The sequence below is a fragment of the beta proteobacterium MWH-UniP1 genome (genome assembly GCA_036362785.1).
In the GTDB taxonomy this organism is placed as follows: Bacteria; Pseudomonadota; Gammaproteobacteria; order Burkholderiales; family Burkholderiaceae_A; genus Lacustribacter.
Map to the genome: position 1 here is coordinate 1,485,386 of CP143625.1, position 26,319 is coordinate 1,511,704.

26 protein-coding genes, 3 tRNA genes and 2 pseudogenes are annotated in these 26,319 nt (G+C 54.3%); 13 read left to right on the forward strand and 18 right to left on the reverse strand.

The window, feature by feature from the left end; all coding sequences use genetic code 11:
* Positions 1-21: 21 nt before the first annotated feature.
* Positions 22-753: an SDR family oxidoreductase gene (locus tag AOB54_07245; GenBank protein ID WVN41280.1), complete on the forward strand. Its 732-nt coding sequence runs from the start codon at positions 22-24 to the stop codon at positions 751-753.
* On the opposite strand, the gene AOB54_07250 is transcribed toward AOB54_07245, so the two are convergent.
* From AOB54_07250 to AOB54_07260, 3 genes are read right to left on the reverse strand one after another with little or no spacing between them, the layout of a single operon-like run.
* Positions 748-1,530: a sulfite exporter TauE/SafE family protein gene (locus tag AOB54_07250; GenBank protein WVN41281.1), complete on the reverse strand. Its 783-nt coding sequence runs from the start codon at positions 1,528-1,530 to the stop codon at positions 748-750. The genes AOB54_07245 and AOB54_07250 overlap by 6 nt on opposite strands.
* Positions 1,527-2,291 (reverse strand): sulfite exporter TauE/SafE family protein, encoded by a 765-nt coding sequence (locus AOB54_07255; protein ID WVN41282.1) that lies wholly within the window; start codon positions 2,289-2,291, stop codon positions 1,527-1,529. Before AOB54_07255 ends, AOB54_07250 begins: the two co-directional genes overlap by 4 nt.
* A 4-nt stretch (positions 2,292-2,295) precedes the next feature.
* On the reverse strand, positions 2,296-3,582 hold the full coding sequence (locus AOB54_07260) for a malonyl-CoA decarboxylase family protein (GenBank protein ID WVN41283.1): 1,287 nt from the start codon (positions 3,580-3,582) through the stop codon (positions 2,296-2,298).
* Positions 3,583-3,729: 147 nt separating this feature from the next.
* Between AOB54_07260 and AOB54_07265 the strand changes: the two genes are divergently transcribed.
* Positions 3,730-4,587, forward strand: coding sequence for a class I SAM-dependent methyltransferase (locus AOB54_07265; GenBank protein ID WVN41284.1), 858 nt, complete (start codon positions 3,730-3,732; stop codon positions 4,585-4,587).
* Positions 4,588-5,922 (forward strand): amino acid permease, encoded by a 1,335-nt coding sequence (locus AOB54_07270; protein ID WVN41285.1) that lies wholly within the window; start codon positions 4,588-4,590, stop codon positions 5,920-5,922.
* Between the two features lie 49 nt (positions 5,923-5,971).
* On the opposite strand, the gene AOB54_07275 is transcribed toward AOB54_07270, so the two are convergent.
* Positions 5,972-6,961 (reverse strand): tripartite tricarboxylate transporter substrate binding protein, encoded by a 990-nt coding sequence (locus AOB54_07275; protein ID WVN41286.1) that lies wholly within the window; start codon positions 6,959-6,961, stop codon positions 5,972-5,974.
* Between the two features lie 136 nt (positions 6,962-7,097).
* Here AOB54_07275 and AOB54_07280 point away from each other — a divergent pair, with 136 nt between their 5' ends.
* On the forward strand, positions 7,098-7,370 hold the full coding sequence (locus AOB54_07280) for an oxidative damage protection protein (GenBank protein ID WVN41287.1): 273 nt from the start codon (positions 7,098-7,100) through the stop codon (positions 7,368-7,370).
* Between the two features lie 95 nt (positions 7,371-7,465).
* Here the strand turns inward: AOB54_07280 and phoU are convergent, their stop codons facing one another.
* Complete coding sequence (gene phoU / locus AOB54_07285) at positions 7,466-8,173, reverse strand: phosphate signaling complex protein PhoU (protein WVN41288.1); 708 nt, start codon at positions 8,171-8,173, stop codon at positions 7,466-7,468.
* Between the two features lie 81 nt (positions 8,174-8,254).
* Positions 8,255-8,929, reverse strand: coding sequence for a ribose-5-phosphate isomerase RpiA (gene rpiA / locus AOB54_07290; GenBank protein WVN41289.1), 675 nt, complete (start codon positions 8,927-8,929; stop codon positions 8,255-8,257).
* A 34-nt stretch (positions 8,930-8,963) separates the two neighbouring features.
* Here rpiA and AOB54_07295 point away from each other — a divergent pair, with 34 nt between their 5' ends.
* Positions 8,964-9,350 carry a YkgJ family cysteine cluster protein gene (locus tag AOB54_07295; protein WVN41290.1) on the forward strand — a complete coding sequence of 129 codons (387 nt, stop codon included), beginning with the start codon at positions 8,964-8,966 and terminating at the stop codon, positions 9,348-9,350.
* A 1-nt stretch (position 9,351) separates the two neighbouring features.
* On the opposite strand, the gene AOB54_07300 is transcribed toward AOB54_07295, so the two are convergent.
* Entirely contained in the window at positions 9,352-10,542 is a 1,191-nt protein-coding gene (locus tag AOB54_07300) for a glycosyltransferase family 1 protein (protein ID WVN41291.1), read from the reverse strand.
* A 195-nt stretch (positions 10,543-10,737) separates the two neighbouring features.
* Between AOB54_07300 and AOB54_07305 the strand changes: the two are divergent.
* The 6 genes and pseudogenes from AOB54_07305 (at position 10,738) to arsB (ending at position 16,394) form a co-directional block, all read left to right on the forward strand.
* Positions 10,738-11,076 (forward strand): annotated as a pseudogene (locus AOB54_07305) (Mpo1-like protein).
* Between the two features lie 507 nt (positions 11,077-11,583).
* Positions 11,584-12,468 (forward strand): archaetidylserine decarboxylase, encoded by an 885-nt coding sequence (asd, locus tag AOB54_07310; protein ID WVN41292.1) that lies wholly within the window; start codon positions 11,584-11,586, stop codon positions 12,466-12,468.
* 4 nt (positions 12,469-12,472) lie between these two features.
* On the forward strand, positions 12,473-14,419 hold the full coding sequence (locus tag AOB54_07315; GenBank protein WVN41293.1) for a PhoX family phosphatase: 1,947 nt from the start codon (positions 12,473-12,475) through the stop codon (positions 14,417-14,419).
* A gap of 135 nt (positions 14,420-14,554) precedes the next feature.
* Positions 14,555-14,884, forward strand: a complete 330-nt coding sequence (locus tag AOB54_07320; GenBank protein ID WVN41294.1) for a metalloregulator ArsR/SmtB family transcription factor — start codon at positions 14,555-14,557, stop codon at positions 14,882-14,884.
* Positions 14,881-15,369 (forward strand): arsenate reductase ArsC, encoded by a 489-nt coding sequence (locus AOB54_07325; GenBank protein ID WVN41295.1) that lies wholly within the window; start codon positions 14,881-14,883, stop codon positions 15,367-15,369. The genes AOB54_07320 and AOB54_07325 overlap by 4 nt, the downstream gene beginning before the upstream one ends.
* Positions 15,366-16,394, forward strand: a complete 1,029-nt coding sequence (gene arsB / locus AOB54_07330) for an ACR3 family arsenite efflux transporter (GenBank protein WVN41296.1) — start codon at positions 15,366-15,368, stop codon at positions 16,392-16,394. Before AOB54_07325 ends, arsB begins: the two co-directional genes overlap by 4 nt.
* Here the strand turns inward: arsB and AOB54_07335 are convergent.
* The 3 genes from AOB54_07335 to AOB54_07345 all read right to left on the reverse strand — a co-directional run bounded on the left by AOB54_07335 (position 16,395) and on the right by AOB54_07345 (position 16,695).
* A tRNA-His gene (locus AOB54_07335) sits at positions 16,395-16,470 on the reverse strand.
* Between the two features lie 36 nt (positions 16,471-16,506).
* Positions 16,507-16,583 (reverse strand) — tRNA-Arg (locus tag AOB54_07340).
* Between the two features lie 35 nt (positions 16,584-16,618).
* Positions 16,619-16,695: transfer RNA gene (locus tag AOB54_07345), tRNA-Pro, on the reverse strand.
* A 74-nt stretch (positions 16,696-16,769) separates the two neighbouring features.
* Here AOB54_07345 and AOB54_07350 point away from each other — a divergent pair.
* Positions 16,770-17,288, forward strand: a complete 519-nt coding sequence (locus AOB54_07350) for a VUT family protein (protein WVN41297.1) — start codon at positions 16,770-16,772, stop codon at positions 17,286-17,288.
* A gap of 45 nt (positions 17,289-17,333) precedes the next feature.
* Here the strand turns inward: AOB54_07350 and pstB are convergent, their stop codons facing one another.
* From pstB to AOB54_07375, 5 genes are all read right to left on the reverse strand, one after another.
* Positions 17,334-18,113 (reverse strand): phosphate ABC transporter ATP-binding protein PstB, encoded by a 780-nt coding sequence (gene pstB, locus AOB54_07355; GenBank protein WVN41298.1) that lies wholly within the window; start codon positions 18,111-18,113, stop codon positions 17,334-17,336.
* Positions 18,114-18,184: 71 nt separating this feature from the next.
* The gene (gene pstA, locus AOB54_07360) at positions 18,185-19,039 is read right to left on the reverse strand and encodes a phosphate ABC transporter permease PstA (GenBank protein ID WVN41299.1); all 855 of its coding nucleotides are present in this window, start codon (positions 19,037-19,039) and stop codon (positions 18,185-18,187) included.
* Positions 19,036-20,019: a phosphate ABC transporter permease subunit PstC gene (gene pstC, locus AOB54_07365; protein ID WVN41300.1), complete on the reverse strand. Its 984-nt coding sequence runs from the start codon at positions 20,017-20,019 to the stop codon at positions 19,036-19,038. Before pstC ends, pstA begins: the two co-directional genes overlap by 4 nt.
* 96 nt (positions 20,020-20,115) lie before the next feature.
* Entirely contained in the window at positions 20,116-21,144 is a 1,029-nt protein-coding gene (pstS, locus tag AOB54_07370) for a phosphate ABC transporter substrate-binding protein PstS (GenBank protein WVN41301.1), read from the reverse strand.
* Between the two features lie 158 nt (positions 21,145-21,302).
* Complete coding sequence (locus tag AOB54_07375) at positions 21,303-21,959, reverse strand: GNAT family N-acyltransferase (protein WVN42801.1); 657 nt, start codon at positions 21,957-21,959, stop codon at positions 21,303-21,305.
* A 5-nt stretch (positions 21,960-21,964) separates the two neighbouring features.
* On the opposite strand from AOB54_07375, the pseudogene AOB54_07380 reads away from it, so the two are divergent.
* Positions 21,965-22,126 (forward strand): annotated as a pseudogene (locus AOB54_07380) (diacylglycerol kinase).
* A gap of 2 nt (positions 22,127-22,128) precedes the next feature.
* On the opposite strand, the gene glmM reads toward AOB54_07380, so the two are convergent.
* The 3 genes from glmM to ftsH all read right to left on the reverse strand — a co-directional run bounded on the left by glmM (position 22,129) and on the right by ftsH (position 26,294).
* Positions 22,129-23,499 (reverse strand): phosphoglucosamine mutase, encoded by a 1,371-nt coding sequence (gene glmM / locus AOB54_07385; protein WVN41302.1) that lies wholly within the window; start codon positions 23,497-23,499, stop codon positions 22,129-22,131.
* Positions 23,496-24,332 carry a dihydropteroate synthase gene (gene folP / locus AOB54_07390; GenBank protein WVN41303.1) on the reverse strand — a complete coding sequence of 279 codons (837 nt, stop codon included), beginning with the start codon at positions 24,330-24,332 and terminating at the stop codon, positions 23,496-23,498. Before folP ends, glmM begins: the two co-directional genes overlap by 4 nt.
* Positions 24,333-24,410: 78 nt before the next feature.
* Positions 24,411-26,294, reverse strand: coding sequence for an ATP-dependent zinc metalloprotease FtsH (gene ftsH / locus AOB54_07395; GenBank protein WVN41304.1), 1,884 nt, complete (start codon positions 26,292-26,294; stop codon positions 24,411-24,413).
* Between the last annotated feature and the right edge of the window lie 25 nt (positions 26,295-26,319).

The following is a 26,319-nucleotide window of genomic DNA, read 5'->3' on the forward strand; positions in this document are numbered from 1 at the left end:
AGGCCAAAGTAGAATTTTCTGATGGCAACCATTCTTCTCACCGGACACAGCCGCGGCCTTGGCGCGGCGATGACGCAGCAGTTGTTGGCCGCCGGCCACCGCGTGATTGGTTTTTCGCGAAGCCCGATTACCAGCCTAAATCCAACGCTCACCGAGCAATTGCACGAAATCCCAATTAACCTGGCCGACCCGCTCGAGATCGAAGGCGCCCTGAATCCTGGCGTGCTGGCAGACTTGTTACGAGATCAGTCACAGATGGTGCTGATCAACAATGCGGGGCTCTTATCGCCGATTGGATTCGCTGGCGGGCTATCCACAGCCGAGATTTTGCAGTCGGTCACGGCCAATACGGCTGCCGCGATCGCACTCACCAATGCATTTATCAAGGCAAGCCACGATTGCCCAGACCGGCGAATTCTGCAAATCTCAAGTGGCGCAGCGCGAAGCCCCTATGCCGGATGGAGTGTCTATTGCGCCACCAAAGCTGCACTTGATCATTTTTCTCGTGCAGTACACGCTGAGCAACATCCGCGACTACGAATTGAGAGTCTGGCTCCCGGCATTATCGACACCGATATGCAGGCCCAGGTGCGGGCGACATCGCTGGACACTTTTCCCATGCGGCCAAAATTTGATCAGCTGAAGGCATCCGGCGCACTCGCTAAGCCGGCCGATGCCGCAAAAGCCATCATTGATCATTTATTCAGCGACGCGTTTGGAAAAGAGGTCTGTACTGATATTCGGCAGCTATGAGCCCAACGCCCGCCACAGGCCAGCAAGACTCACAATAATCAGCGTAGCACCCAGATAGCGAAAAAAAGTGGGGCTTTCTGCAGCCACCACGCGCTCATGCAGCTTATCGCCCAGCACATGGCCAATCATGGAGCAAGGCAAGAGCCACAAATGATGAATCAGCTGCAGATCAACACCCGCCACCACAAAAGAGGCCAGCTTAATTGAGGTCAGAATAAACCAAAGCACAAACAGGGTGTCTCGCAGCTGATGCTTTTGCACATTAGAGGCGTAGATCGGAACGATCAATGGCGCACCGGTGAGTGATGTACCACTGACATACCCCCCCAGCATCAGAAAAAACTTTTCTACCGCCTTGCGCTTGGGGCGAATCGGTCGGTTGAGCACGTAACCCACGGCATAGCTCATGACAATCACAAAAATGATGGTGCTCATGAACTTTGGGGGCAGTGTCAGTAACCCGATCACCCCGATCAGCTTGGGGACGATCATGATCTTGAGTGACTGTCGCAGATAGCCCCAGTCAATACTGGTCTGAGTGACGGTGACATCGCCCGACAGATTTTGGCGATGATGGCTTCGCCACATGATATGAGTCGACGCCAACAACAGATGGACTGCAATCAGCGGCAAAAAGATCACCGGGTCATTCACGACCAACAGCAAAAACGGCAAGGCCAACACCGCCCCACCAAAGCCAATGCCAGTGCGAACAAACCCACTCCACACAAAAATCAGCCCAATCAACACGTACTGATACCAAGCCAAATCACTCATGTCAGCAAAACAACCTTTCCAAGCAACACCACCACCATCAACTTTAAAAATACCTTTAACCAGCCCCGATAGGTTTCAACATCTGTCTTTGCCCGCCGCCGAGCGCCCTGATAGCAAAGCCAGATGCACAGGGGTGCGATTAAAAAGCCGGGCAACCACTCGATGGGGGTGACTGGTGCCACCTGAGCACCGCCCACCGACAGGGTAATAAAGTGGATAGTCTTGCCCGTAAAAAAGCAAAGGTTAATCAGTTGGACGACCGCTGTCGGCGAGAAGCCCGACAAGAGGCAGAAAATCAAAAGAAACGGGGCTCCCATATTGACCGCAGTCTCTGTATTGCCCGCCAAAAACCCAAACAACATTGCGGCCGGGTGGGCCCAGCTTGCTGGCACATGCACATGGGCCTTTTTTAGAAAATCCAACGACAGAAACAAGACAATGGCCCCGGCAATCACAAGCAGGAGCCATTCCTGCCGGGCATGCTGAAAAACCCACGCGCCGCTCACAGCGCCTGCCGCCATAAAAATGGGCAGATACCAAAAGCGGCCGATGCTTTGGCGAATATTTCCGCCCAGGAATGTGAGTTGAAACGCAAGAATCCAGGCGGCCGGCACGCTGAGCACCATGGTGAGCCGAAGATCCAAGACCATCACCAACAGTGGCATGGCCACGGTAACAAACCCCAGGCCCAAAAGGCCATGCAGATAGGCCGCAAGCGGAAGAACGGCCAACACCCAGAGCAGTTCTGGCCAGCCAGGCAAGACGTCAAGAGAGAAGATTTTTTACCTGCCTAGATGCAATAACTTCACCAGCAACGAAACGCTCATGATTGGTTTCGATGTCATTTAAGTCGTAAGCGTAATTGACCATGAGCCCAAGGGACTGCCGAGAACCCTTGGCAGAGCTATCGGCGTTTAGATTGATGCGCTCTAGTCGTGCGCCGTTATTCAGATGGAAGCGGGCCACCGGATCACTGGCGACATTTTCATCTGGCGATGTCTGCAGCAGATAGGCCGCGCAAAGCTTCTGAACAGACCCCAGAGTCGATGCAGAGTATTCACTGCCGGAACCCAGCTGGGCCCGTATCTCTTCACGCAAGGCCTGTAACTCAACCGACTGTTTCGGGGAAAACGGCGTGCGCTCAAACGGCTGGCGCGACGATAGAAACGATGCCAGGGTTGGAATGGGCGACAAGGTGCAAAAGGTTTTCAGGCTTGGAAACTCTGCCTTCAGGTATTCAGCAACCCGCTTAATCAAAAAGTTACCCAGGTGAATGCCCTTTAAGCCGGGCTGGCAATTCGAGATGGAATAAAAGGTGGCGACCTTGTAGTTCTTACGCTCGCTGTCAGGCGTTGCCTTTCGGTCTAACAAGGGGCCAACAGACTCGGGCATTTCTGGCACCAAAGCGACTTCCACGAAAATCAGGGGCTCGTTGGGCAAGGCCGGGTGAAAGTAAGCGAACAAACGCCGGTCCTGTTCAAGTCGCCGGCGCAAATCAGCCCAGCCATCAATGGCATGGACCGCTTCGTGCTGGATAATTTTTTCCAGTAAGTGGGCTGGGGAATTCCAATCAATCTTTTCAAGCCGCAAAAACCCCGGATTAAACCAAGACGACAAGAGATGCTCAAAGTCGGCATCGACTGCCGCGAGCTGGGGGGACTTTTTAAGTCGGCCAAGTATCTCTTCCCGCATTTGCACAATCACCGCAGTGCCCTCGGGAGCGCGATTCAGCCGGCGCAATAATTCCTGGCGTGGTGGTTCAGCCGCCTGCGTGATTCGAATGAGATCGCGGGGGTCTTTGCTGGCACTGTAAGCCGCCACTGCCTGCTCAATCGCGGCCAGGTCGGGGTTGTACTGCAACGCCAGCGTGTTGTAAAACGCAAGGCGGGTGTCTTGGTCCATTTTTTGAAAACGGGCCAAGGCCTGTCGCGCCAAGCTCACGCTGATCGACTCACCCGCCTCGCCCAAGAGACGAGCACAGTCCGATAACAACCGCTTCAGTTCTGTTTTCTGGGCAGATTGTTTCCTGGCTTGTTTCAGGGCTTCAAACATAGGTCAATTTTAAAATGAGATCGGCTGCGCAGGACCCGTTTTTCACGAATTAGGGCAAATCAGGAGGGGGTTTCATGTCCAAACCTTTTTAAACTCAAGGCTTTCGATTGCCACTTTCCGTTAACCCCCTGATCAGAGGTAGACCCCATGAGCGCAATTCAGAAATTCATTGCCGTTTTGATACTTGGTGCAGCATTGTCTGGCACGGCCTATGCCCAAAACGGCAGCGGCCTGTACGGTGATGAACAATACAGGCCGGATGTTGGTCAAGAAGGCAAAGATGTCATTTGGGTGCCAACCAATGACGAACTGGTGAATAAGATGCTCGATGTCGCCAAAGTCACTGCAACGGATATCGTGTATGACTTGGGGGCCGGCGACGGAAAGATTCCAATTGCAGCCGCTCAAAAATATGGCGCCCGCGCTGTTGGAATTGAATTCAACCCTGATATGGCCGCTTTGGCCACCCGAAACGCAAAACGGGCGGGGGTAGCAGACAAAGTCAAAATTATTAATGGCGACATTTTCAAAGAAAATTTCTCTGAGGCGACTGTGGTCACGCTTTATCTGTTGCCGGATTTGAACTTAAAACTTCGCCCAATTATTTTGAATATGAAACCCGGCACACGGGTGGTCTCGCATGCATTCACCATGGGGGATTGGGAAGCAGACCAACGCATCGATACGCAGATTGCACGGGCGTACTACTGGGTAGTGCCTGCCAATGTCGCTGGCACGTGGCATTTAGAAAACATTGACGAACAGAAAGCCAAAACCACGCTAAAACTGGATCAGCGCTATCAAAAAATTGGCGGCACGATCACAGTGGGTAACGCGACCCAGCCACTGCTTGGGGCCACCATCAACGGTGATCGTCTTGCCTTTAGCTATCTGGGTGAAAAAGGCAATATCCTGCACGTGAAGGCCACCGTCAAAGGCAATGAGCTGACCGGCGACTACGAGAGCGGCCTGATGTTTTCCAAGCTCAAGGGCACCCGTCGCTAAATGAAGCACGACGATCCGCAGCGGCTGCTCCACCCCTGGGGTGCAGTCGCCATTATCGTCGGCATCGTTATTGGTGCCGGTATCTTTAAAACCCCATCCATGGTGGCGGGAGTTGCTGGGGATATCGGCTGGATCATGTTGATCTGGGGGGCGGGCGCGGTCGTCTCACTCGCGGGTGCGCTTTGTTACGCTGAACTTTCCACCACCTATCCCCATACGGGTGGCGACTACCATTTCTTGTCGCAAGCCTATGGCAAGAGCATCTCGTTTCTTTACGCCTGGGCCAAGGCCATGGTGATCAATACCGGATCGATCGCTCTGCTCGGATTTGTATTCGGGGATTACATGAGCCAGGTCATTGATCTTGGCCCCTACTCCACTGCGATCTGGGCCGTTGGCATTGTCTTGTTACTCACACTGATCAACATCGCAGGCATTCATGCGTCTGCCCGCGTTCAAACAGTGATGACCATTTCCGAAGTGCTCGGACTGATTGGGGTGGTGATTGCGGGATTCATGCTGACCGCTCCGGCGGGTGCCGCCAGCACATCGGCCGCATTTTCATCCACACCACCGCTGGGCATGATGGGCCTGGCCATGGTCTTTGTTCTGCTGACCTATGGGGGCTGGAATGAATCCGCCTACATTAGCGCAGAAGTCAAAGGCGGCCCACGCACCATGGTGCGTGTCATTGTGATCAGCCTAACGGTGATCGCCCTTGTCTATTTGTTGGTAAATGCAGCATTACTGCACGGCCTGGGCATTAAGGGGCTGGCTGAGAGCAAAGCAGCCGGGGCCACGGTAATGGAGGCTGCTTTTGGCCCCTGGGGGCAAAAAGCAATTGGTGTGATCGTTGCAGTGTCGGCACTTACCAGCATCAATGCCACCATGGTGGTGGGTGCTCGGTCGAACCATGCCTTGGGCAAAGACTGGCACAAACTGCGGTTCCTGGCCCAATGGGAAGGCAGCAAAGGGTCCCCAACACCAGCCTATCTGATTCAATCGGCGATCGCCTTGGCCTTAATTGGTTTTGGCACCATGCAGGCCGATGGCTTTGAGACCATGGTGGAATTCACGGCACCAATTTTTTGGGTGTTTTTGTTTCTGGTGGGCATCTCGATTTTTGTGCTGCGTTTCCGGGACAAACATCGTGAGCGACCATTCCGTGTACCGCTTTATCCCGTAACGCCGATTGTCTTTTGCTTATCGAGTGCCTATTTGGCCTACTCCAGCATCACTTACGCAGCCAGTAAAAATGCAGCCCATGTGGCGCTATGGGTGATGGTTGTGGGGGTGGTTGCACTTGGCCTTTTGAAACGGGCGCGCGCCCAATAAAAAACCCGCTTGGTTTCGCAAGCGGGTTTTCAAAGCACGACCAGCAGGCTTAGTCGATCTTGGCGCCAGAGTCTTTCACAACCTTGGCCCATTTGGTGACCTCAGCACTAACCATCTTGGCAAACTCATCAGGGCCCAAGCCGCCAGGCTCAGAACCCAGGGTCTTCCACACATCTTGCAGCTCTTTGGTTGCAAGTGCCTTGACCACTTCCTGATGCATCTTGGTGATGACCGGGCGGGGAGTGCCGGCCGGTGCCCAGATGCCGTACCAGGTACCGGCATTAAAACCCTTCAGTCCCAACTCGGTCAGTGAAGGAACATCTGGCAGTGCATAAGAGCGCTTTTCGCTGGTGACGGCAATGGCAGTCAGCTTGCCGGTCTTGATCTGGGGCGCCGAGGTACCGAGTCCGTCGAACATCATGTCGACCTGGCCGGCCAACAAATCGGCCATGGCTGGGCCAGCACCACGGTATGGAATATGGGTAATGCGGGTGCCGGTTGCGCCCTTGAACAACTCGCCAATCAGATGGTGGGCGGTGCCGCTACCTGCTGAGCCGTAGTTCAACTTACCAGGGCGCTCTTTTACAAACTTTAAGAATTCAGCGTAATTCTTCACGGGCACCTTGGAAGGGTTCACCACGATCACATTAGGTACAGACGACAACAAAGTGACGGGCACCAGATCTTTTTGCAGGTCGTACCCGAGCTTGGGGTACATGGAGACTGCGATGGTGTGGTGAACTGCACCAACCAAGAAGTTGTAGCCATCTGCTGGGGACTTGGCTGCGATATCCGCACCAATTGTGCCACCGCCGCCGCCACGGTTATCAATCACAAAGGATTGACCCAACTGGCCGGTGAGTACCTTTGCAAGTGGGCGGGCAAACGCATCGGTGCCGCCACCTGCAGCAAAGGGAACCACTAACCGAACAGGCTTGGTGGGCCATGCGGCCTGCGCATTGGCCTGACTGGCCAAAGAGGGCAATACCGCTGCAGCAGCAACACCCTGCACAAACTGACGACGATTGATCTTGGACATCTTGTCTCCTTTAAAAATTTAGTCGCCAAGGATGTCAGAACTCGCAAGCTTTGTGGCTTCGGGAAATCCCCTGAACCCGTCAGTGACATCCGTCACCGCGGCAATCTTGAAAGTTCTTGCGTGGCATAATTTGGCTATGGCTAGAACTGTGCAATGCATCAAATTAGGTCGAGAAGCCGAAGGCTTAGACTTTCCTCCCGTTCCAGGTGAAATGGGCAAAAAACTCTGGCAGTCTGTCTCGAAAGAGGCCTGGCAGGACTGGATTCGTCAGCAGACCATGCTGGTAAATGAATACCGCTTAAATCTATCAGATCCAAAGGCCCGCAAATACTTGGCCCAGCAGATGGAAAACCATTTCTTTGGCACGGGTGCCGATACGGCATCGGGCTACGTGCCCCCACCAAAATAAGACAAGGCTAGTGGGTTGCCCGGACAAATAATCTCTGGGGAAATAAAAAAAGCGGACTTTACAGTCCGCTTTTTTGCATCTATGAGTTAGATCAATCAGTCCGCTTGAACTTCGCGTTCAACATCTTCCACATCAAGGTGGCGAACATCACGCCCCTTGACCATGTAGACCACATGCTCGGACATGTTCTTGGAGTGGTCGCCGATGCGCTCCAAGGCTTTCGCAATAAAGAGCAGATCAATTGATCGAGAAATCGTGCGCGTGTCCTCGATCATGTAGCTAATCAGCAGGCGCAGCGTGTTACGGAATTGGTCATCGACACTGATGTCTTGGCGAATCACCTCGGGCAAGGTTGAAGAATCATTGCGCGCAAAAGCATCTAATGACTGACGCATCATCTTAAGCACCAGCCCATACATCGACGATAGGTCAATGCGCGGCGCAAAACTTCCCGCATTCGTATCGTGAATCATTAGTGACATACGGGCGATCTTTTCAGCTTCGTCACCAATTCGCTCAAGATCACGAATCATCTTCATGCAGGTCAGCACGAAACGCAGGTCCGCTGCTGTGGGCTGGCGACGGGCAATCACATGGTTGCAGCGGTCATCAATCTCAATTTCCATGCGATTGACTTGTTTTTCTCTGTGCAGGACGTCTTTTAACAGGGGCACATCGGAATCTTCCAAGCCCTGAACGGCGCTCTTGATCATGCCCTCGACCAGGCCGCCCAACTCCAGAACGCTGGTTCGGATGGTCTCTAGCTCTTTGTCGAATTCTTTTGAAATGTGTTGTAGCGGCATGCCTCACCCTTTAGCGAATAACGAAGGACCAACCCACCCGCCAGGGTAGGCCAATTTTGCCGAGTGTAGCCCAGACGTGTTTCAGTTTTGTGTCAGCCGGGCAACACCGCTGGCCGCGGCCACCAGCGCCACATCCGCCCGACGCAGGGCAAAAATCCCGTTGGTGACCACCCCGGGGATCTGATTTAGGGCCGTCTCCATAGCGACTGGGTCCGAAATCGAGAGCCCATGGACGTCCAGAATGGGGTGGCCGTTATCCGTCAGGACTCCAATCCTTCGGCGCGGGTCTCCGCCCAGGGCACGTATCGCCCAAGAAACAGGGGTGATGGCGGACTCGATAACCTCAATGGGCAAGGGGAACCTGCCAAGACACTGAACCTGCTTGGAGGCATCCACAATGCAAACAAAGCGCTTGGCAGCGCTGGCCACGATCTTTTCCTGGGTCAGCGCGGCACCACCCCCCTTGATCATGCAGAGCTTGGGGTCAATTTCGTCAGCCCCATCGATATACAAATCCATGGGGGCGTCTAACTGGTCAAGGCCGATGACTTTATAGCCCAAGGACTGAAGCCGAGCGGAACTGCGCTGCGAGCTTGAAATTGCAGCAGCCAAGCGCACGCCGGCGCCAGCCAGGGCATCAATGAATAAATCGACCGTAGATCCGGTCCCAACGCCAAGCACAGAGTCTTGCGCTACTTCTGCGACTGCAGCCCTGGCCACGGCCAGCTTGAGCGCCTGTTGATCGGGGATCGTCATACAATCCTTTCTTTGAATACAAAAGGATTGTGCCATGTCCAAAGCCAAATACGATTGCAGCAAGTGTCCCGGTTACTGCTGCAGTTATCCCAGAATTACCGTCACCAAAAAAGACGTGAAACGGCTAGCGGAGCATTTCGGCATGACCGAGGCGGCGGCATGGAAGAAATTCATCACCCAGTACACCGTTGAGGAAGGCGATGAAAAAGGCGAGGTTGAAAATATCCTGAAGCATCAGAAGGATGATGTCTACGCAACCATCTGCCAATTCTTTGACAAAGATGAGCGCCGTTGCACAATCTACAAGGCGCGCCCCAGCGTCTGCCGTGAGTACCCAGATGGCAAGACCTGTGGCTATTACAACTTCCTGAAATTCGAGCGAAAGCACCAAGGCGACAAGGAATTTATTCCCAGCGCATAAGCTAAGTGGTCTGAAGTGCAACGCCAAGCATGACGCTCTCGGTTTTCTTCAGAATCTTCGACCAACCCTGACCAAGGGTTACCCGCCGTGCTGCTCGGCCCAGAGAAGACCGAAACTCTGGGTCGGCAGCCAGCCGATGAGCAATCGCGACGAATCCACGCTTGTCGCCAAGACTTGCCAAACACCCGCTCTCGGCATCCCGAATCAACTGCCGCGCTGCTGCGCAGTCAAAAGCGGCCACCGCCAAGCCACTGGCCATCGCCTCCAAGGTCACGTTACCAAAGGTTTCCGTCACGCTAGGAAACAGAAAAACGTCGCCGCTCGCATAGTGGGCGGCGAGGGCCTCTCCGCGTTGGGTCCCCGTAAAAACGGCATCAGGGCAGGCCTTAGCAATCTGTTCGCGTAGCGGCCCGTCGCCAACGAAAACCAAACGAACATCACCGCCACTGTCGCGGATTTGCTGATACGCCTTAACGGTGAGATCCAGGTTTTTCTCTGCAGCAATTCTGCCCACGGAGAGCAGCACCGTCGTCTTCGGCCCCACACCCCAGCTACTTCGCAAGGCCAAAGAGCGCTTTGCCGGATCGAATAGATCGGTATCAATGCCCCGCGGGACCACCACCAGTCGCTGAAATCCCAGGAGAGCTAAGGATTGATGTAATTCATCGGTGGGCACCATCGTGCACTGAGTAGTGTTGTGAAACTTACGCATGTAGCCAAGAATGGCTTTTTTAAGAAAACCAAGGTTATAAAACGCACTGTAAGCGTGAAAGTTAGTTCGAAAGTCCGACGTAATCGGAATCTTTAACTTTTTCGCAGCCTGTATTGCCGACCAGCCCAACGGACCTTCTGTCGCGACATGAACCAGATCAGGTCGATGACGGGACCAAAGCCTGACCAAGTAACGCTTGGCTGGCAGACCAAGCTTTAATTCGGGATACATTGGAATTGGGATACCCCGCACCAGAGACTCGTTGTCCTGGCCCTCTGGCACCGGAGCCCCCAATGGGCGTGGGCGCACCAACCAGACATCATGGCCCAGCGATTGCAGCCCCTCAACAATACGCTGCAGTGTCATGGCAACGCCGTTGACATCCGGTGGATAGGTTTCTGTAACAAACGAAATTCTTAGTTGTCGGCGGGCGCCGAGAAAGGGCCTTACTTCAATCGCAGGCAGGTCAGGTAAATCCATGACCGCAAGCCTAGGGCTGCATCATAACGGTTACATGACAGAAAAAAGAAACTTCTATGACAGGGTTTTAATTGCGCATTTAATCTGAAAGAAATGTGTCATGAATCTGACATGATCAAAGTGCAGAGTTCGGGCTTACCAAAAAAATTGCCAAGTATGGCGACACATGTTCAATTGCCCGAAGGGAGAGCGCAAATGGCCAACGCACTAAAACAACTCTATGAAGCGATAGAAGTGCAACGCTGGGATGATCATCGTTATTACCATCAGAGCCGAATCAACCAGTCGCTACATTTTGTGAGTGCGTTATCGTTTTTAGCGGCTTATGCATTGTTGTTCGTTGACCCTGTGATGGCAGCCTTGATTGCCTGGCTGGTGGCAATGACCACCCGGCAGGCTGGCCACTTCTTCTTTGAATCAAAAGACTATGACGTGATCAACCAAGCCACGCATGAGTACAAAGAAGCCATCAAGGTGGGCTACAACCTAAACCGCAAGGTCGTGCTGTTATCGGTCTGGGCGGCCATTCCGGTATTTGCATTTGTCTGGCCCCCCGCCATCACCTGGGCTGTGCCAGAACTCTTTGAGGATTCCGCCTTGCGAATGATCGGTATGGCCTGGTTGTTTCTGGGGGTAGCGGGCCAAACGCACTGCCTGCATCACCGCCTCGGTACCCGACATATGAAACGACACCTCGTCCATGCCGGAGATGTCGATCAATTCGCTCACCACCTGCCCAATTGCCGGATGGTAGCCCCCCAAAAATGGACCCAAGGGTTTGGCCTGTGTCACGGCCTGATCAATTGTCTCTTTGTAAAAATCCAACCCAAAAAGATTCACGCCATAGCAGCCACTGACATCAATAAAGCGCTGCCCATCCAAATCAGTCAGCCAGGCACCCTGACTCTGCTGCCAAATGTTGCCAACCGAGAGCCGGTCCAGGCTTGCATTACGAAATTGAAACGGAATCCGATATCGCTTGGTCAGCTGAATTTCAGATGGGGACGTTGTATTACACCAACATGACGAATAGATGACGATATGAATCGACTCGCGCACGCTCTCCGGTCTTTACTGATGCAGGAAGATTTAAATTTCCTGCTCACCAACCGGATTCCGCGCTCGGCAGCGACGCGATTTATTGGCTGGTTTAGCAAGATCAAAAGCCCCTTGCTCGCAAGGGTCTCGATCTGGGTCTGGCAACGCTTTGCACCCCTTAATTTAGACGAGGCAAAGACCACTCAATTTTCCAGTCTTCACGACTGTTTTATTCGCGAACTCAAATCCGGTGTAAGGCCCATTGATGCCGACCCCACCATACTCACCAGCCCCTGTGATGCGATTATTGGCGAGTTCGGGACTATTCAAAACGGTCAGCTCTTTCAGGCGAAGGGGTTCCCATATGCACTAGCGGATCTAATTCTTGATGATCACGATGCGGCAAGGTGGAATCACGCACGTTACATCACGCTAAGAATCACCTCTTCGATGTATCACCGTTTCCATGCGCCTATCGACGGGACGCTAAAACGCGTTCGCTACATCTCGGGGGACACCTGGAACGTCAATCCAGTCGCGCTAAAACGTGTCGAACGGCTGTTCTGCAAGAACGAGCGGGCCGTCTTGGAAGTCAGCTGCCAGAACGATCAGTTCTCACTGCTGATGATTCCCGTCGCAGCAATACTTGTTGCAAGTATTCGGCTTCACAGCATTGATACAACGCTAAATCACGGCACCCCAGACGGACTGGTCGTGAACACGAATCACCGATTCGCCAAGGGAGAGGAGCTTGGGTGGTTTGAGCACGGATCCACCATCATCTTGTTCGCACCCCAAGAATTTGAGTTTCTGAGTTCTATCAAGACCGGCGACACCATTCGCATGGGAGAAGCCCTAATGCGACTGGTCAAGCCCGAACAGGGCTAACGTCATGCTTTTGAAACATTGCCAACCTAGAGTCACGCCAGTGTTATCTACCAGGAGCATTTACGTGAACGAGTTTGTTGATTCCATTGCCAATCCAAGCCAGAAAACCCCAGTGTCGGATCTTAAGAACCCGATTCGACGCCGCCTGTTAATCGGCTCGGCGATCGCTGCACTCTTTAACGCCAACCCGGTCATGGCCAGCACCAGCAGGCCTCGCACTGGATTTAGCTTTAATTCCGTTTCCATTACTCAGGCCGCCGACAACATCGTGCTGCCATCGGGCTATCGCTGGTCAGTAGTGGCCGCCTGGGGAGACCCGATTGATGGCGTTGGAAAGGAGTTGTCGTCAGACGCCAGTAATAGCGCTGCCGAACAAGAGCGCCAGTTTGGTATGCACCATGACGGTTGCGCTTTTTTCCCCGAGCAGGGCCACGATTCGACCAAAGGCCTGTGGGTGGTGAACCATGAATACACCGACGATGGCATGCTCCACCCCGGCGGGATGACGCCCTGGACCGCAGAGAAAGTGCGTAAAAGCCAGGCGGCACACGGCGTTACCGTTAGCATGATTGCCCGCCAGCCAGATGGTGGCTGGAAGCCTATTCCCAGCCCCCTCACCCGCCGAATTACTGCGTTTACACCTTGCGATGTAAGCGGCCCTGCTGCGGGCCACGCCCTGATGATGACGGCCGCCGACCCAAGCGGAAAGACAGTGCTCGGCACACTCAATAACTGCGCGCACGGCGTAACACCATGGGGTACTTACCTGACCTGCGAAGAAAACTTCAACGGATATTTCGTCAAGACTGGCAACCCATCACAAGAGGAACGCCGCGTTGGCATTGATGCCAAGGGGTTCGGCTATCGCTGGCACGAGTTTGATGAGCGGTTTGACGCCAACAAACACCCTAACGAGCCAAATCGCTTCGGCTGGGTGGTTGAGATTGATCCGCGCGACGCAAGCCGTCGGCCAGTTAAGCGCACGGCGCTCGGACGCTTTAAGCATGAAGGGGCCTGGGTCACGCTCGCCCGTGATCGGCGCGTGGTGGTATACATGGGAGACGACCAGCGTAATGAATATGTCTACAAATTTGTCTCAAAGCTGCCCTTTGATGCCCAGAAAAATCCCAAGGGCGATGGTTTGTTAGACAACGGCACGCTCTACGTTGGCCGGTTTGAGTCCAATGGCTCCGGACAGTGGGTCGCCCTTGAGCATGGCAAAAATGGGCTGACAAAAGAAAATGGCTTTCCTGATCAAGCCTACATCGCAATCAATGCACGTTTGGCTGCGGATTTTGTTGGCGCAACACCCATGGATCGACCCGAGTGGATTGCAGTACACCCCAAGTCCAATGATGTCTACGTCACCCTGACCAATAACTCGGATCGCGGGAGCAAAACACCGATTAACGCGGCCAACCCAAGAGAAAAAAATCTCATGGGCCATATTGTCCGGTGGCGTGAGTTCAACAAAGACGCGGCCGCACCCACATTCAAATGGGAAATTTTTGTCTTAGCCGGGGACAAAACGGCACAAGACCCCATGCTTCGCGGCAATATCAATGGCGACCAATTTGGCTCGCCGGATGGCCTATGGTTCGATAAGCGCGGTATTTTGTGGACACAGACCGACATTTCCACCAGCACGCTCGGCAAGAACGCTTATGCCAACATGCCCAACAACTGCATGTATGCCGCTGACCCAACGACCCGTGAGTTCCGTCGGTTTTTGATTGGGCCCAAGGGCTGCGAGGTCACCGGCATTGACATCACGCCGGACTACAAAACCATGTTTGTGAACATCCAGCATCCGGGTGAGAGCCCTAGCGAGCGCGCCGATCCGGCCAACCCAACGGCAGTTTCGTCCTGGCCAGATGCTGCCGTATATAAACGTCCTCGTTCCGCAACCATTGCCATCTGGCGTGAAGACGGCCAGGCGGTTGGCACCTAACAAAACCGTTTAGCTGAAAGGGTTTGGGCCGCCGATGAGGCGGCCCTTTTTTTGGGAAAATAAGAGAGACCAGGCCGCTGGGCCACCCCAGCGCAGGTCACACAAGTGTCACAATATTTCGATACAATTGGAAACATGAACAATCAGCAAGCCATCGTCGCCTTCCTCGCCCTCGGCCAGGAGTCCCGCCTGAATATCTTTAGGCTCATCGTGCAACGCGGAGATCTAGGGCTATCCCCGGGGGAGATTGTGGAAAAACTGGGCATCCCTAACGCGACGCTTAGCTTTCACCTAAAAGAGCTCAGCCGGGCGCAGTTGATTTCGGTAGAGCGCCAAAGCCGACACTTGATCTACCGGCCCAATGCAGAGCTGGTCCAAAAGCTAAGCGGCTTCTTGCTGGATAACTGCTGCGGCGGCAAGTCATGTATTCCACAAACCACCCCTAAAAAGACGAGAACCAAATGAAGCAATACAACGTACTCTTTCTTTGCACACACAACTCTGCCCGATCGGTTCTTGGAGAGGCGCTTGCTTCGACTCACAAAAGCGGTCGATTCGTTGGCTACTCTGCTGGCTCTTCGCCGGGCGGCCAAGTCAACCCCTTTGCACGCGAGATTGCACTTACTCTAGGCTATCCCGAAGCGAAGCTTCGCAGTAAAAGTTGGGATGAATTCGCCATAAGCGGTGCCCCCCAGATGGATTTCATTATTACCGTCTGCGACAACGCCGCAGGCGAGATCTGTCCGGTCTGGCCGGGCAAGCCGGTGACCGCCCACTGGGGCTTTCCAGACCCACCTCAGGTCCAAGGCTCAGATGACGCCAAACGTCGCGCCTTTCGCGAAGTAATGCAGGGCCTTTCGCGACGAATTGATGCGTTAGCCGCACTCCCATTTGAACAGCTTGATCAGATCAGCCTGCAGGCAGAAGTTCGCCGGATCGCATCGACATGAGTATTTTTGAACGTTATCTCACCCTGTGGGTAGCCTTGTGTATTGTGGCGGGCATTGCCTTAGGGCAGGCATCGCCAGAGTTTTTTCAAGCCGTCGGAAGCCTGGAGGTCGCGCAAGTCAACCTTCCAGTGGGACTACTGATTTGGGTGATGATTATTCCGATGTTAGTGAAGGTGGATTTCGGCGCCCTGCATCAAATTCGCCAACATGTTCGCGGGATTGGCGTGACTCTTTTTGTGAATTGGCTTGTCAAGCCATTTTCAATGGCGCTGTTGGGATGGTTGTTTATCCGCGAGCTATTCGCGCCTTATCTTCCCGCAGGCCAGATTGATAGCTATATTGCTGGCTTAATCTTGCTTGCCGCAGCCCCCTGCACTGCCATGGTGTTTGTCTGGAGCAGGCTTTCCAACGGTGACCCACTCTTCACTCTGTCACAGGTGGCGTTAAACGACACCATCATGATTTTCGCCTTTGCGCCACTGGTAGCGTTTCTATTGGGAATCTCCTCGATCACAGTGCCATGGTCGACGCTGCTGATCTCGGTAGTGCTCTACATTGTGATTCCCGTATTGATCGCCCAGGCGTGGCGAAGACATTTGCTTGCGAAAGGCGAGCAGGCCTTTGACCGCGCCATGCATTGGATTGGCCCCTGGTCCATTGCCGCCCTGCTGCTTACCCTGGTATTGCTTTTTGGTTTTCAGGGAAAGGCCATTATTGAGCAGCCATTGGTCATTGCACTCTTGGCAGTGCCAATCCTGATTCAGGTGTTCTTCAATTCTGCCTTGGCGTATTGGCTTAATCGACGGTTGGGCGAAACACATAGCGTGGCCTGCCCATCTGCATTAATTGGCGCTTCGAATTTTTTTGAGCTTGCCGTTGCTGCTGCAATCGGTCTGTTCGGATTCGAATCAGGTGCTGCCCTGGCCACGGTCGTGGGGGTGCTGATCGAAGTTCCGGTAATGCTCTTGGTGGTCAGTGTCGTGAACCGATCAAAAGGCTGGTACGAAAAAGGCTTGGCGAGATAGTGGGGTGGCCGATGGGACTCGAACCCACGACAACAGGAATCACAATCCTGGACTCTACCAACTGAGCTACGGCCACCACTGACTCAACAACGTTGTCCCCGGCCTGCGCCAATGGCCTGCCGGGAGGGAATCGAACCCCCGACCTACAGCTTAGAAGGCTGTTGCTCTATCCGACTGAGCTACCGGCAGCGGGCCGACACAACGCCAGGCTTTACAAGCTAGCCTGGTCGGGGTGGAGAGATTCGAACTCCCGACCCTCTGCTCCCAAAGCAGATGCGCTACCAGACTGCGCTACACCCCGAGAAGCCCGAGATTATAACAGGCGCAACGGGGCTTTTTAAGCGACAATCTCGCTCCTGAATACGCCTGCGCGCCATGCCCATGACAACGGTTCACCTGACCCTGATCTATATCGCCGCCATGACCGGGGCAAACCTGTTGGTGGCCTGGCTTGGCCCCTGGTTTAGCCCCATCAATGCGTTTTTCCTGATCGGGCTGGATCTCACGCTACGAGACAAGCTGCACGACGCCTGGCAGGGGCGCCATTTGGCCCTGAAGATTGGGGGGCTGGTGGTGGTGGCAGGGCTGATTTCCTACCTGCTCAACCCGGCCAGCGGCAAGATTGCAATAGCAAGCATCACGGCCTTTGTCTGTGCCATGACGGTCGATTCGCTGGTCTATCAGTTAATGCGGCACCGCAAATGGGTTCAGCGGGCCAACAGCTCCAACATTGCCGGTGCGGCAACCGACTCCCTGCTTTTCCCCACGATCGCCTTTGGCGGGCTACTGCCGCACATTGTGCTGCTGCAATTCGCAGCAAAGGTGGCGGGCGGAGCAGTCTGGTCTTTGGTGCTCAATCGCCTTGTTGTTCGACGACAAGCTGCGGAGCAGTAATTCACCCGCCATTAAAAATGGCCGCATTGACATGCGGCCAAGCCATCAGCCAAAACGACCCGTGATGTAGTCCTCGGTTTCTTGTCGTTTGGGCTTGATGAAGATTTCGTCGGTTTTTCCGAATTCAATCATCTCGCCAAGATACATGTAGGCCGTAAAGTCGGATACCCGGGCAGCCTGCTGCATGTTATGCGTCACGATGGCCACTGTGTAGTCTGATTTCAGTTCATGCACCAGCTCTTCCACCTTGGCCGTTGAAATTGGATCCAAGGCCGAAGTAGGCTCGTCCAGAAGAATCACCGATGGCTTCACCGCCACCGAGCGCGCAATACAGAGACGCTGCTGTTGACCGCCTGATAGCGCAAGACCGCTCTGATTTAGCTTGTCTTTGACTTCGTTCCACAGTGCAGTCTTGGTCAGGGCCCACTCCACACGAGCATCCATTTCGCCTTTTGACAACGGCTCATACAGACGAACGCCAAAGGCGATGTTGTCGTAAATGGACATGGGAAACGGCGTGGGCTTTTGGAAGACCATACCGATTTGAGCGCGGAGTAGGTTTAAGTCCTGTTTGGCGTCGAGAATGTTTTTACCGTAAAAATTGATCTCGCCTTCGGCACGTTGGCCGGGATACAGGCTGTACATCCGATTCAGCGTGCGCAGCAGCGTAGATTTACCGCAGCCCGACGGGCCGATAAATGCTGTTACTTTGCGTTCGGCAATATCGAGATTGATATTTTTGAGACCCTGGAACTTGCCGTAATAGAAATTCAGATTACGGATTTGCAGGGCGGTCTTGAAATCGAATTCGGTGTTCTGCGTCATGGTCTACTTTCTTTCATGTCTTTTTTCATCCACGGGCGGGCACTTGGCCCTGCCCCGATCACTCAACTAGGTTATCGCTGGCCTTTTTCTCGGAAAAACACCCGGGCCACAACATTCAGCACCAACACTGCCAGGGTGATTAACAATGCACCACCCCAGGCAAGCCGGACCCAGTTGTCGTAGGGGCTCATGGCAAACTGGAAAATCACCACGGGCAGGTTGGCCATCGGTGCGTTCATGTTGGTTGAGAAGAACTGATTATTTAGTGCCGTGAACAACAGAGGAGCCGTCTCACCGCTGATGCGCGCAATCGCCAACAGCAGACCAGTCACCACACCTGACTTCGCAGCCCGAAGGGTGACATAAGAGGCCACTTTCCAACGGGGTGCGCCAAGCGCAAATGCGGCCTCGCGAAGACTACCGGGAACAAGCCGAAGCATGTTCTCGGTTGTTCGCAACACCACAGGAATCGCAATCAAACACAAGGCAAGGCTGCCCGCCCAGCCCGAAAAATGCTTCTGCTGAGCAACCAGAATGGCGTAGACAAACAGACCCAGCACGATGGACGGTGCGCTTAACATGATGTCGGTCACGAATCGCGTGATTTCTGCCGTCTTACTTTCGTCACCAAACTCGGCCAAGTACACACCCGCAAAAATACCAATTGGCGTGCTCACGAACGCTGTGACGGCAATCATCATTAGACTGCCGACAATCGCGTTGGCAAGACCGCCGCCCTCAGACCCCGGTGCTGGTGTGGACTGGGTAAACAGGGCCCAATCAAGCGCAGCAAAACCATTGGCAAACAGAATGGTCAAAATCCACAGCAGGACAAATAGTCCCAGCCCCATGGCCGACATGGATAAGGTTAGCCCGATCGAGTTAACGAACTTTCTTTTTTGATAAAGACGCTGATTGATGTTCATGTCTTCGCTCCTTTTGCGCGCTCCGTGCGAATAATCAGAATCTTGGCGAACGCGAGCACGAAGAACGTAATCACGAACAGCAAAAAGCCCAGCGCAAACAATGTGTTCAAGTGAAAATCACCTGCCTCGCCAAACTCATTGGCAAGGGTCGAGGCAATCGAGGTTCCCGGTGCAAACAACGAAGGAAGCAGGCGCTGGGAGTTTCCGATCACAAAGGTGACCGCCATGGTCTCGCCAAGGGCACGGCCCAGGCCAAGCATGATGCCGCCGATCACACCCTTGTTGGTGTAGGGCAGCACCACATAGCGCACGACTTCCCAAGTGGTGCAGCCAACCCCATAAGCGGACTCACGAAGGATTGGGGGGACGATCTCGAACACATCACGCATCACCGCGGCGATGAACGGCAGCACCATGAAGGCCAGGATGATGCCGGCCGCCAAAATACCGATTCCGTTGGTTGCCCCGCCAAAGAGCGGCCCAATCAACGGCATTTGACCCAGCGTGGACTGTAATGCCGGCTGTCCATACTCGGCGAATAAGGGCGCAAAGATGAACAAGCCGAACATACCGTAGATGATCGACGGTACCGCCGCAAGTAATTCAATCGCTGTTCCCAAAGGCCGACGTAGCCAAACGGGACAAGTCTCGGTAAGAAAGAGTGCGATCCCGAAGGCAAGCGGCACCGCAATCAAGAGTGCAATTGTTGCGCTGGCAATCGTTCCGTAAATTGCAATCAGCGCGCCGAATTCTTCATTAATGATGTCCCATTCGACACGCCATAAAAACTCAATGCCAAATTTTTGAAACGCCGGCCAGGCGTTGATAAAGAGAGACACCAAAATGCCGACCAAAGACACCAAGACCAGCAAAGAAAACACCATGGTGATCTTGTGGAAGAACCAATCCTGGGTTCGCTGGGTTTTTACGACAGCAAGCCGGCGTTGCTCCAGGGCTTGCGAATCGGCAGAGGGACTCATAGGTACTCCAGATAATGCTGTTTTACAGACGACACAACTGCGGGACCCTGATGAATGTCAGGAATTAGCCCGCGGTTTTCATAAATATTGCTTTTATTACTTCAGGTTAACCTGTGACCAAACCTTGTCACGAATCTGTGCAGTCAAGGCATCGGGCAGCGGCACATAATCCAGCTCGGCAGCCATACCTTTGCCGTTCTTGAAGGCCCAGTCGAAGAACTTGATTGCGTCAGCAGAAGCTGCCTTGTCTACGGGCTGTTTGTACATCAGCACAAACGTTGCGCCAGTAATCGGCCATGCCTTTGCGCCCTTTTGGTTCACCAAGGAGATGCCCATGCCAGGAACGCTAAACCAATCTGCACCCGCAGCTGCGGCCGCAAATGTGTCGTCGTCAGGATTGACAAACTGGTTGCCACGGTTCTGCAGTTGCAGATGGGGGATCTTGTTTTTCTTGGCGTACGCATACTCAACATAGCCAATCGCACCTTTTACACGGCTTACGTTTGCGGCAACGCCTTCGTTACCTTTGCCACCAACCGAGGAAGCTGCGGGCCACTTCACTGCAGCGCCTTTACCAACTTTGTCTTTCCACAGTTTGCTGACTTCGTTCAGGTAGTCTGTGAAAATGAAGGTAGTGCCGGAACCGTCAGCACGGTGTACCACGGTGATTGCCTGGTCAGGCAATTTCTTACCGGGGTTGAGCTTGGCGATTTTTGGGTCGTTCCACTTGGCGATATCGCCTGAGAACATTTCTGCAAGAACTTCACCGGTGACACGGAGTTCACCCGGCTTGAAACCATCGAGGTTAATCACGGGAACAACGCCGCCGAGCACGGTGGGGAACTGAATCATGCCGTCTTTATCAAGATCAGCACCAGATACGGGCGCATCGGTGCCGCCGAAGGTCACGGTCTTGGCACGGATTTGGCGAATGCCGCCGGAAGAACCAATCGACTGATAGTTCAGACCAACATTGGTGGTCTTTTTGTAAGCTTCAGCCCACTTGGCATAGATCGGGTACGGGAAGGTTGCACCTGCGCCAGTGATGTTAGCCGCCTTAGCGGAGCTGATCACAGCAATCGCAGACACAGCCGCAATCAGGTACTTCTTAAGCGTTGATGTCATGTTTTCATTCCTATTCAAGTTACCAACTGTTTTCACTTCAAACTCTCCGATCTCGGATCGCTTCCCACTAAGGGGTAGGCGTAATTTACGAGCCGAATGTTTCAAATTCGTGACACTATTGCAGCGCAAAAACAAAAAATTCTTTAAAAATCAATTAGTTACAGAAGCCCAAAATGTTTTCCGTAGCGGGGGTCAATCTTTTGTAGATCCAGAAGCATTAGAAAATCGGCCGAATTAAAGTCAGGGTCCCAATTGGGTTCACCACAGATTCGGGCCCCAATTCGAAGATAACCGCGAATCAGCGGGGGTACCTCTACCTTCGCTAGACGCGGGATCTCATCAAGCTGAAGCGGATGTTTAGGGAAGGCTTCCAACATTGGGTCGACCATTGCATCTTGGCGAAACTGGCCCCATAGCGAGGCGGCCAGGGCACCACCGTCTCTCATGCTGACACTGGCACAGCCAATCAGATGCTGATGGCCGTGATGCTTCATAAACCGGGCGATTGCGGACCAGAGCAGCATGATGACCACGCCGTTACGATGCTCTGGGTGCACGCAGGATCGGCCCAGCTCGATCAAATCCGGAACATTACGTTCGATCCTTGGCATAAAGAATTCGCTCTGGCTGTAGTAGCGGCCAATGCGCTTTGCCTGATAAGGCGTCAGCAGCCGATAGGTGCCGACAATCTCTTGGGTCTGGGACAAACGAACAATCAGGTGCTCACAGTAATCATCGAATTCATCTTCATCAATACCCGATGCTGAGCTAGAAAATACCGCACCGTACTCGGCCTGAAATACAGAGAAACGCAGACGCTGTGCTGATCGTAGAGCTACTCAATACGGCGATCGAAAAGACCGTGGATCGGATTTCAACGGAATCAAATCCGCTGTCGAAAAAGGTGAAAGATATTGGGAGCGCCGCGGTACTCGGGGCGATTATTAATGTGGTGATTGTTTGGACTTTTGTGCTGATCTAAGGTCAGCCCGCGTGGGCGCGCAGCACATCGGCGACTTGTGTTGCCGTGGTTTTGGCAAGCAGCGCATCGTTGGCCTCGACCATGACCCGGACCACCGGCTCGGTGCCCGATGCCCGGATTAATAAGCGGCCCTGCTGGCCAAGTGCCTGCTGCGCGTCAGTGCAGGCCTGTTTGATTGCTGCGATCTTTTGCCAATCGCTACCCGCCGCTACGGGAACATTGATCATGGTCTGCGGGAAGCGCTGGAAATCCGACACAATCTGGGCAAGCGGCTGCTGAAAGCGAACGATGGCCGCCAAGACCTGCAAAGCACTCACGATGCCGTCGCCCGTGGTGTGTTGGTCCAGACACAAGATATGCCCCGAAGACTCACCGCCCAGATTCCAGCCGGTTTCTTTGAGCATTTCCATCACATACCGATCGCCCACCTTGGCGCGCCGAAAATCCAGATGCAATCGATTGACGGCCTGCTCAAAGCCAAGATTGGTCATAAGCGTGCCCACGACACCGGTTACCGAATCCACACTGACGTGGCGCAGCCGGTCTTTCACAATCGCGTACAGCAATTGATCACCGTCGAATACAGTGCCGCTTCGGTCCACCATAATCAGGCGATCGCCGTCACCATCAAGGGCAATGCCGTAATCGGCCGACTCTGCAACGACCCGTTTGGCCAGCGCTTCTGGGTGTGTGGCACCCACATGATCATTGATATTAAAGCCATCGGGCTCGTGTCCCATCACCACCACTTCTGCGCCCAGTTCATGAAAGACGGGGGGCGCGACCTGATAGCCCGCCCCATGGGCACAATCAATCACCAGCTTTAAGCCACGCAGTGACAAGGCCGATGGAAAAGTGTTTTTACAAAATTCAATGTAACGGCCGGATGCGTCTTGTAGACGACGAACCTTGCCCAAATCTGCCGAAGCAACACAAGTCAGCGGGCTATCCAGTGCGGTTTCGATCGCCTGCTCAATCGCATCCGATAGCTTTTCACCCTGGCCATTAAAAAACTTAATGCCGTTGTCATCAAAGGGATTGTGTGAGGCGCTGATCACAATACCCGCTGACAGGCGCAAGGCACGCGTGAGATAAGCCACTGCGGGGGTGGGCATCGGCCCGACCAAGAGCACATTCACACCGGCGGCGCTAAACCCGGATTCAAGCGCCGACTCCAGCATGTAGCCAGAAATACGCGTGTCTTTGCCGATCAAAACGGTGGGGTGTGCTCCGCCATCTGTCTGCGCGCCAGATGCAGCCTTTGCGAAGACCTGGCCAGCGGCCATGCCAAGCCGCAGGACAAAATCTGGGGTGATGGGGGCCTGGCCGACCTTGCCCCGAATGCCATCGGTGCCGAAGTATTTTCTGCTCATGCTGGCATTTTAATCGCCGACCAGACGGCAAGCGCCTGGGCGGTTTCTTGGACATCATGTACACGCAGGATCTGGGCGCCCTGATCGGCAGCCCACAAGGCGGCCACCACACTACCGGTGACCCGTTGGTCTGGGGGGTAGTCCTGGCCGAGCAGGCCGGCGATCATCCGCTTACGCGACACCCCCACCAAGATCGGCTGCTGCGCCGCCATCTGGCCAATGGCCCGCATCAATGCCAGGTTGTGTTCCAGGCTCTTGCCAAAGCCAAAGCCGGGGTCGATCAGCAGCCGACGGCGATCCACGCCTCGATCCACAAAGGCCTGGCAACGGGCCATTAAAAAGTCGGTGACCTCGCCCACCACATCGCTGTATTGCGGGTTGTCTTGCATGGTGCGGGGCTCACCCAGCATATGCATGATGCAAAGCCCACAAGACGAATTCACGGCGGCCTCAAAGGCCTGCGGGTCTCGAAAGCCGTTGATATCGTTGAGTAGGTCCACACCCAGAGCGACCGCTTCTTTCATCACCTGCGGTCGACGGGTGTCAATTGAAATGGGAACACCCAGATCCATCACGCCGCGCAAGACCGGAAGCACACGCTGCAACTCTTCTTCCACGCTTACCGGTGCCGCACCAGGCCGAGTGGACTCGCCACCAATGTCCAGAATATCGGCGCCCTGGCTAATCAGTAACTTTGCGTGGGCGATGGCCTGCTCGGCTGTGTCATGCTGACCGCCATCAGAAAAAGAATCGGGCGTGACATTCACAATGCCCATGATCTTGGGCCGATCTAGCGGTATTGAAAAACGGCCACACTGAAATACGGTCGACATAGTGCGATTGGGAGTCTTTAACGAAAAACGGCGGGGCAACCTTGGGGCTACCCCGCCGTTTGTGATGGTCACTAACGCTTAAGCTGCTGCCGGGGCAGTGGGTGCAACACCCGTTGGGCCCTGGCCAGAACTTGGCGTGTTGCCCGGTCCGGCATTTTTCGGTGGGCGCGGTGGGCGACCTTCGATGATGTCGTTGATCTGATCAGCATCAATCGTTTCCCACTCCAGCAATGCATTGGCCATGGAGTGCATCTTGTCTTTGTTGTCCTCGATGATCTTGCGGGCAACGGCATACTGCTCGTCCAGAATGGCACGAATCTCGGCATCTACCTTTTGCATGGTGCTTTCCGACACGTGGGTAGTCTTGGTGACCGAACGGCCAAGGAAGACCTCGCCTTCGTTTTCCGCATAGACCATCACGCCGAGCGAATCACTCATGCCGTAACGGGTTACCATGTCACGGGCCAACGCCGTGGCGCGCTCAAAGTCATTGGATGCACCGGTGGTCATCTGATTCATAAAGACTTCTTCGGCAATACGGCCACCAAACAAGACCGCAATGGTGCTGAGCATGCGCTCTTTGTCCATGCTGTAACGATCACCCTCGGGCAACTGCATGGTCACGCCCAACGCACGGCCACGAGGAATGATGGTGACCTTATGCACTGGGTCGGTCTTGGGCAGCATGCGTGCCACCAAGGCATGGCCAGACTCGTGATAGGCGGTGTTCTTACGCTCTTCTTCCGGCATGACGATGGACTTGCGCTCAGCGCCCATCATGATCTTGTCTTTGGCCTTTTCGAAGTCACTCATTTCCACCACACGGCCATTACGGCGCGCGGCAAAAAGCGCGGCTTCGTTCACCAAGTTGGCCAAATCAGCACCAGAAAAACCAGGCGTACCGCGGGCCAGGATGTCGGCGCGAACGTCGGTTGCAATGGGAACCTTGCGCATGTGCACGTTGAGGATCTGCTCACGGCCACGGACATCGGGCAGGCTGACCACCACCTGACGGTCAAAGCGGCCGGGGCGCAACAGCGCGGGGTCCAACACATCGGGGCGGTTGGTTGCAGCGATCACGATAATGCCCTGGCCGGTTTCAAAGCCGTCCATTTCCACAAGCATCTGGTTCAATGTTTGTTCACGCTCGTCATTGCCGCCACCCAGGCCAGCACCACGCTGACGGCCAACCGCATCAATCTCATCAATGAAGATGATGCAAGGCGCGTTTTTCTTGGCCTGCTCAAACATGTCGCGGACACGGGCAGCACCCACACCCACAAACATCTCAACGAAGTCAGAGCCAGAGATGGAGAAGAACGGCACCTTGGCCTCGCCTGCGATGGCCTTTGCCAACAGGGTCTTACCGGTACCCGGCTGACCCACCATCAACACGCCACGAGGAATGCGGCCGCCAAGCTTCTGGAACTTGGAAGGGTCGCGTAAAAACTCAACGAGCTCGACCACATCTTCTTTGGCCTCGTCGCAACCAGCGACATCGGCAAACGTGACGGGGTTGGTGTTCTCATCCAACAGACGGGCGCGAGATTTCCCAAAGGAGAACGCGCCGCCCTTGCCACCGCCCTGCATCTGTCGCATAAAGAACACCCAGACCGCAATCAAAAGCAGCATGGGGAACCAAGACACGAAGATGCTCATGAGCAGAGAAGGCTCTTCTTCTGCTTTTGCAGAGACCCGAACCCCATACTTCATGAGATCAGAGACCATCCAGAGATCCTGGGGAGTATTGACCGATATTTGACGCTCGTCAGACGTGACGGCGCGAACCGTGCGGCCCTCGACGCTGGCGGACTTAATCCGGCCCTGACGCGCGTCTTCCATGAACTGCGAATACGGGACCTCTTGGCCGCGGGTCTGGCGATTGTCAAACTGACGAAACACCGTGAACAGGACCAGCGCAATCACCATCCATATGGCGGCCTTGGGGATCATGTTGTTCAAGGGCACTACTCCTTCAAGAAAACAT

Excerpts from the sequence above, each read along its gene's own strand:
- AOB54_07245 (WVN41280.1), top strand. The coding sequence starts at position 22 with ATGGCAACCATTCTTCTCACCGGACACAGCCGCGGCCTTGGCGCGGCG.
- AOB54_07250 (WVN41281.1), bottom strand. The coding sequence starts at position 1,530 with ATGAGTGATTTGGCTTGGTATCAGTACGTGTTGATTGGGCTGATTTTT.
- AOB54_07260 (WVN41283.1), bottom strand. The coding sequence starts at position 3,582 with ATGTTTGAAGCCCTGAAACAAGCCAGGAAACAATCTGCCCAGAAAACA.
- AOB54_07265 (WVN41284.1), top strand. The coding sequence starts at position 3,730 with ATGAGCGCAATTCAGAAATTCATTGCCGTTTTGATACTTGGTGCAGCA.
- AOB54_07270 (WVN41285.1), top strand. The coding sequence starts at position 4,588 with ATGAAGCACGACGATCCGCAGCGGCTGCTCCACCCCTGGGGTGCAGTC.
- AOB54_07275 (WVN41286.1), bottom strand. The coding sequence starts at position 6,961 with ATGTCCAAGATCAATCGTCGTCAGTTTGTGCAGGGTGTTGCTGCTGCA.
- AOB54_07280 (WVN41287.1), top strand. The coding sequence starts at position 7,098 with ATGGCTAGAACTGTGCAATGCATCAAATTAGGTCGAGAAGCCGAAGGC.
- phoU (WVN41288.1), bottom strand. The coding sequence starts at position 8,173 with ATGCCGCTACAACACATTTCAAAAGAATTCGACAAAGAGCTAGAGACC.
- rpiA (WVN41289.1), bottom strand. The coding sequence starts at position 8,929 with ATGACGATCCCCGATCAACAGGCGCTCAAGCTGGCCGTGGCCAGGGCT.
- AOB54_07295 (WVN41290.1), top strand. The coding sequence starts at position 8,964 with ATGTCCAAAGCCAAATACGATTGCAGCAAGTGTCCCGGTTACTGCTGC.
- AOB54_07300 (WVN41291.1), bottom strand. The coding sequence starts at position 10,542 with ATGGATTTACCTGACCTGCCTGCGATTGAAGTAAGGCCCTTTCTCGGC.
- asd (WVN41292.1), top strand. The coding sequence starts at position 11,584 with ATGAATCGACTCGCGCACGCTCTCCGGTCTTTACTGATGCAGGAAGAT.
- AOB54_07315 (WVN41293.1), top strand. The coding sequence starts at position 12,473 with ATGCTTTTGAAACATTGCCAACCTAGAGTCACGCCAGTGTTATCTACC.
- AOB54_07320 (WVN41294.1), top strand. The coding sequence starts at position 14,555 with ATGAACAATCAGCAAGCCATCGTCGCCTTCCTCGCCCTCGGCCAGGAG.
- AOB54_07325 (WVN41295.1), top strand. The coding sequence starts at position 14,881 with ATGAAGCAATACAACGTACTCTTTCTTTGCACACACAACTCTGCCCGA.
- arsB (WVN41296.1), top strand. The coding sequence starts at position 15,366 with ATGAGTATTTTTGAACGTTATCTCACCCTGTGGGTAGCCTTGTGTATT.
- AOB54_07350 (WVN41297.1), top strand. The coding sequence starts at position 16,770 with ATGCCCATGACAACGGTTCACCTGACCCTGATCTATATCGCCGCCATG.
- pstB (WVN41298.1), bottom strand. The coding sequence starts at position 18,113 with ATGACGCAGAACACCGAATTCGATTTCAAGACCGCCCTGCAAATCCGT.
- pstA (WVN41299.1), bottom strand. The coding sequence starts at position 19,039 with ATGAACATCAATCAGCGTCTTTATCAAAAAAGAAAGTTCGTTAACTCG.
- pstC (WVN41300.1), bottom strand. The coding sequence starts at position 20,019 with ATGAGTCCCTCTGCCGATTCGCAAGCCCTGGAGCAACGCCGGCTTGCT.
- pstS (WVN41301.1), bottom strand. The coding sequence starts at position 21,144 with ATGACATCAACGCTTAAGAAGTACCTGATTGCGGCTGTGTCTGCGATT.
- glmM (WVN41302.1), bottom strand. The coding sequence starts at position 23,499 with ATGAGCAGAAAATACTTCGGCACCGATGGCATTCGGGGCAAGGTCGGC.
- folP (WVN41303.1), bottom strand. The coding sequence starts at position 24,332 with ATGTCGACCGTATTTCAGTGTGGCCGTTTTTCAATACCGCTAGATCGG.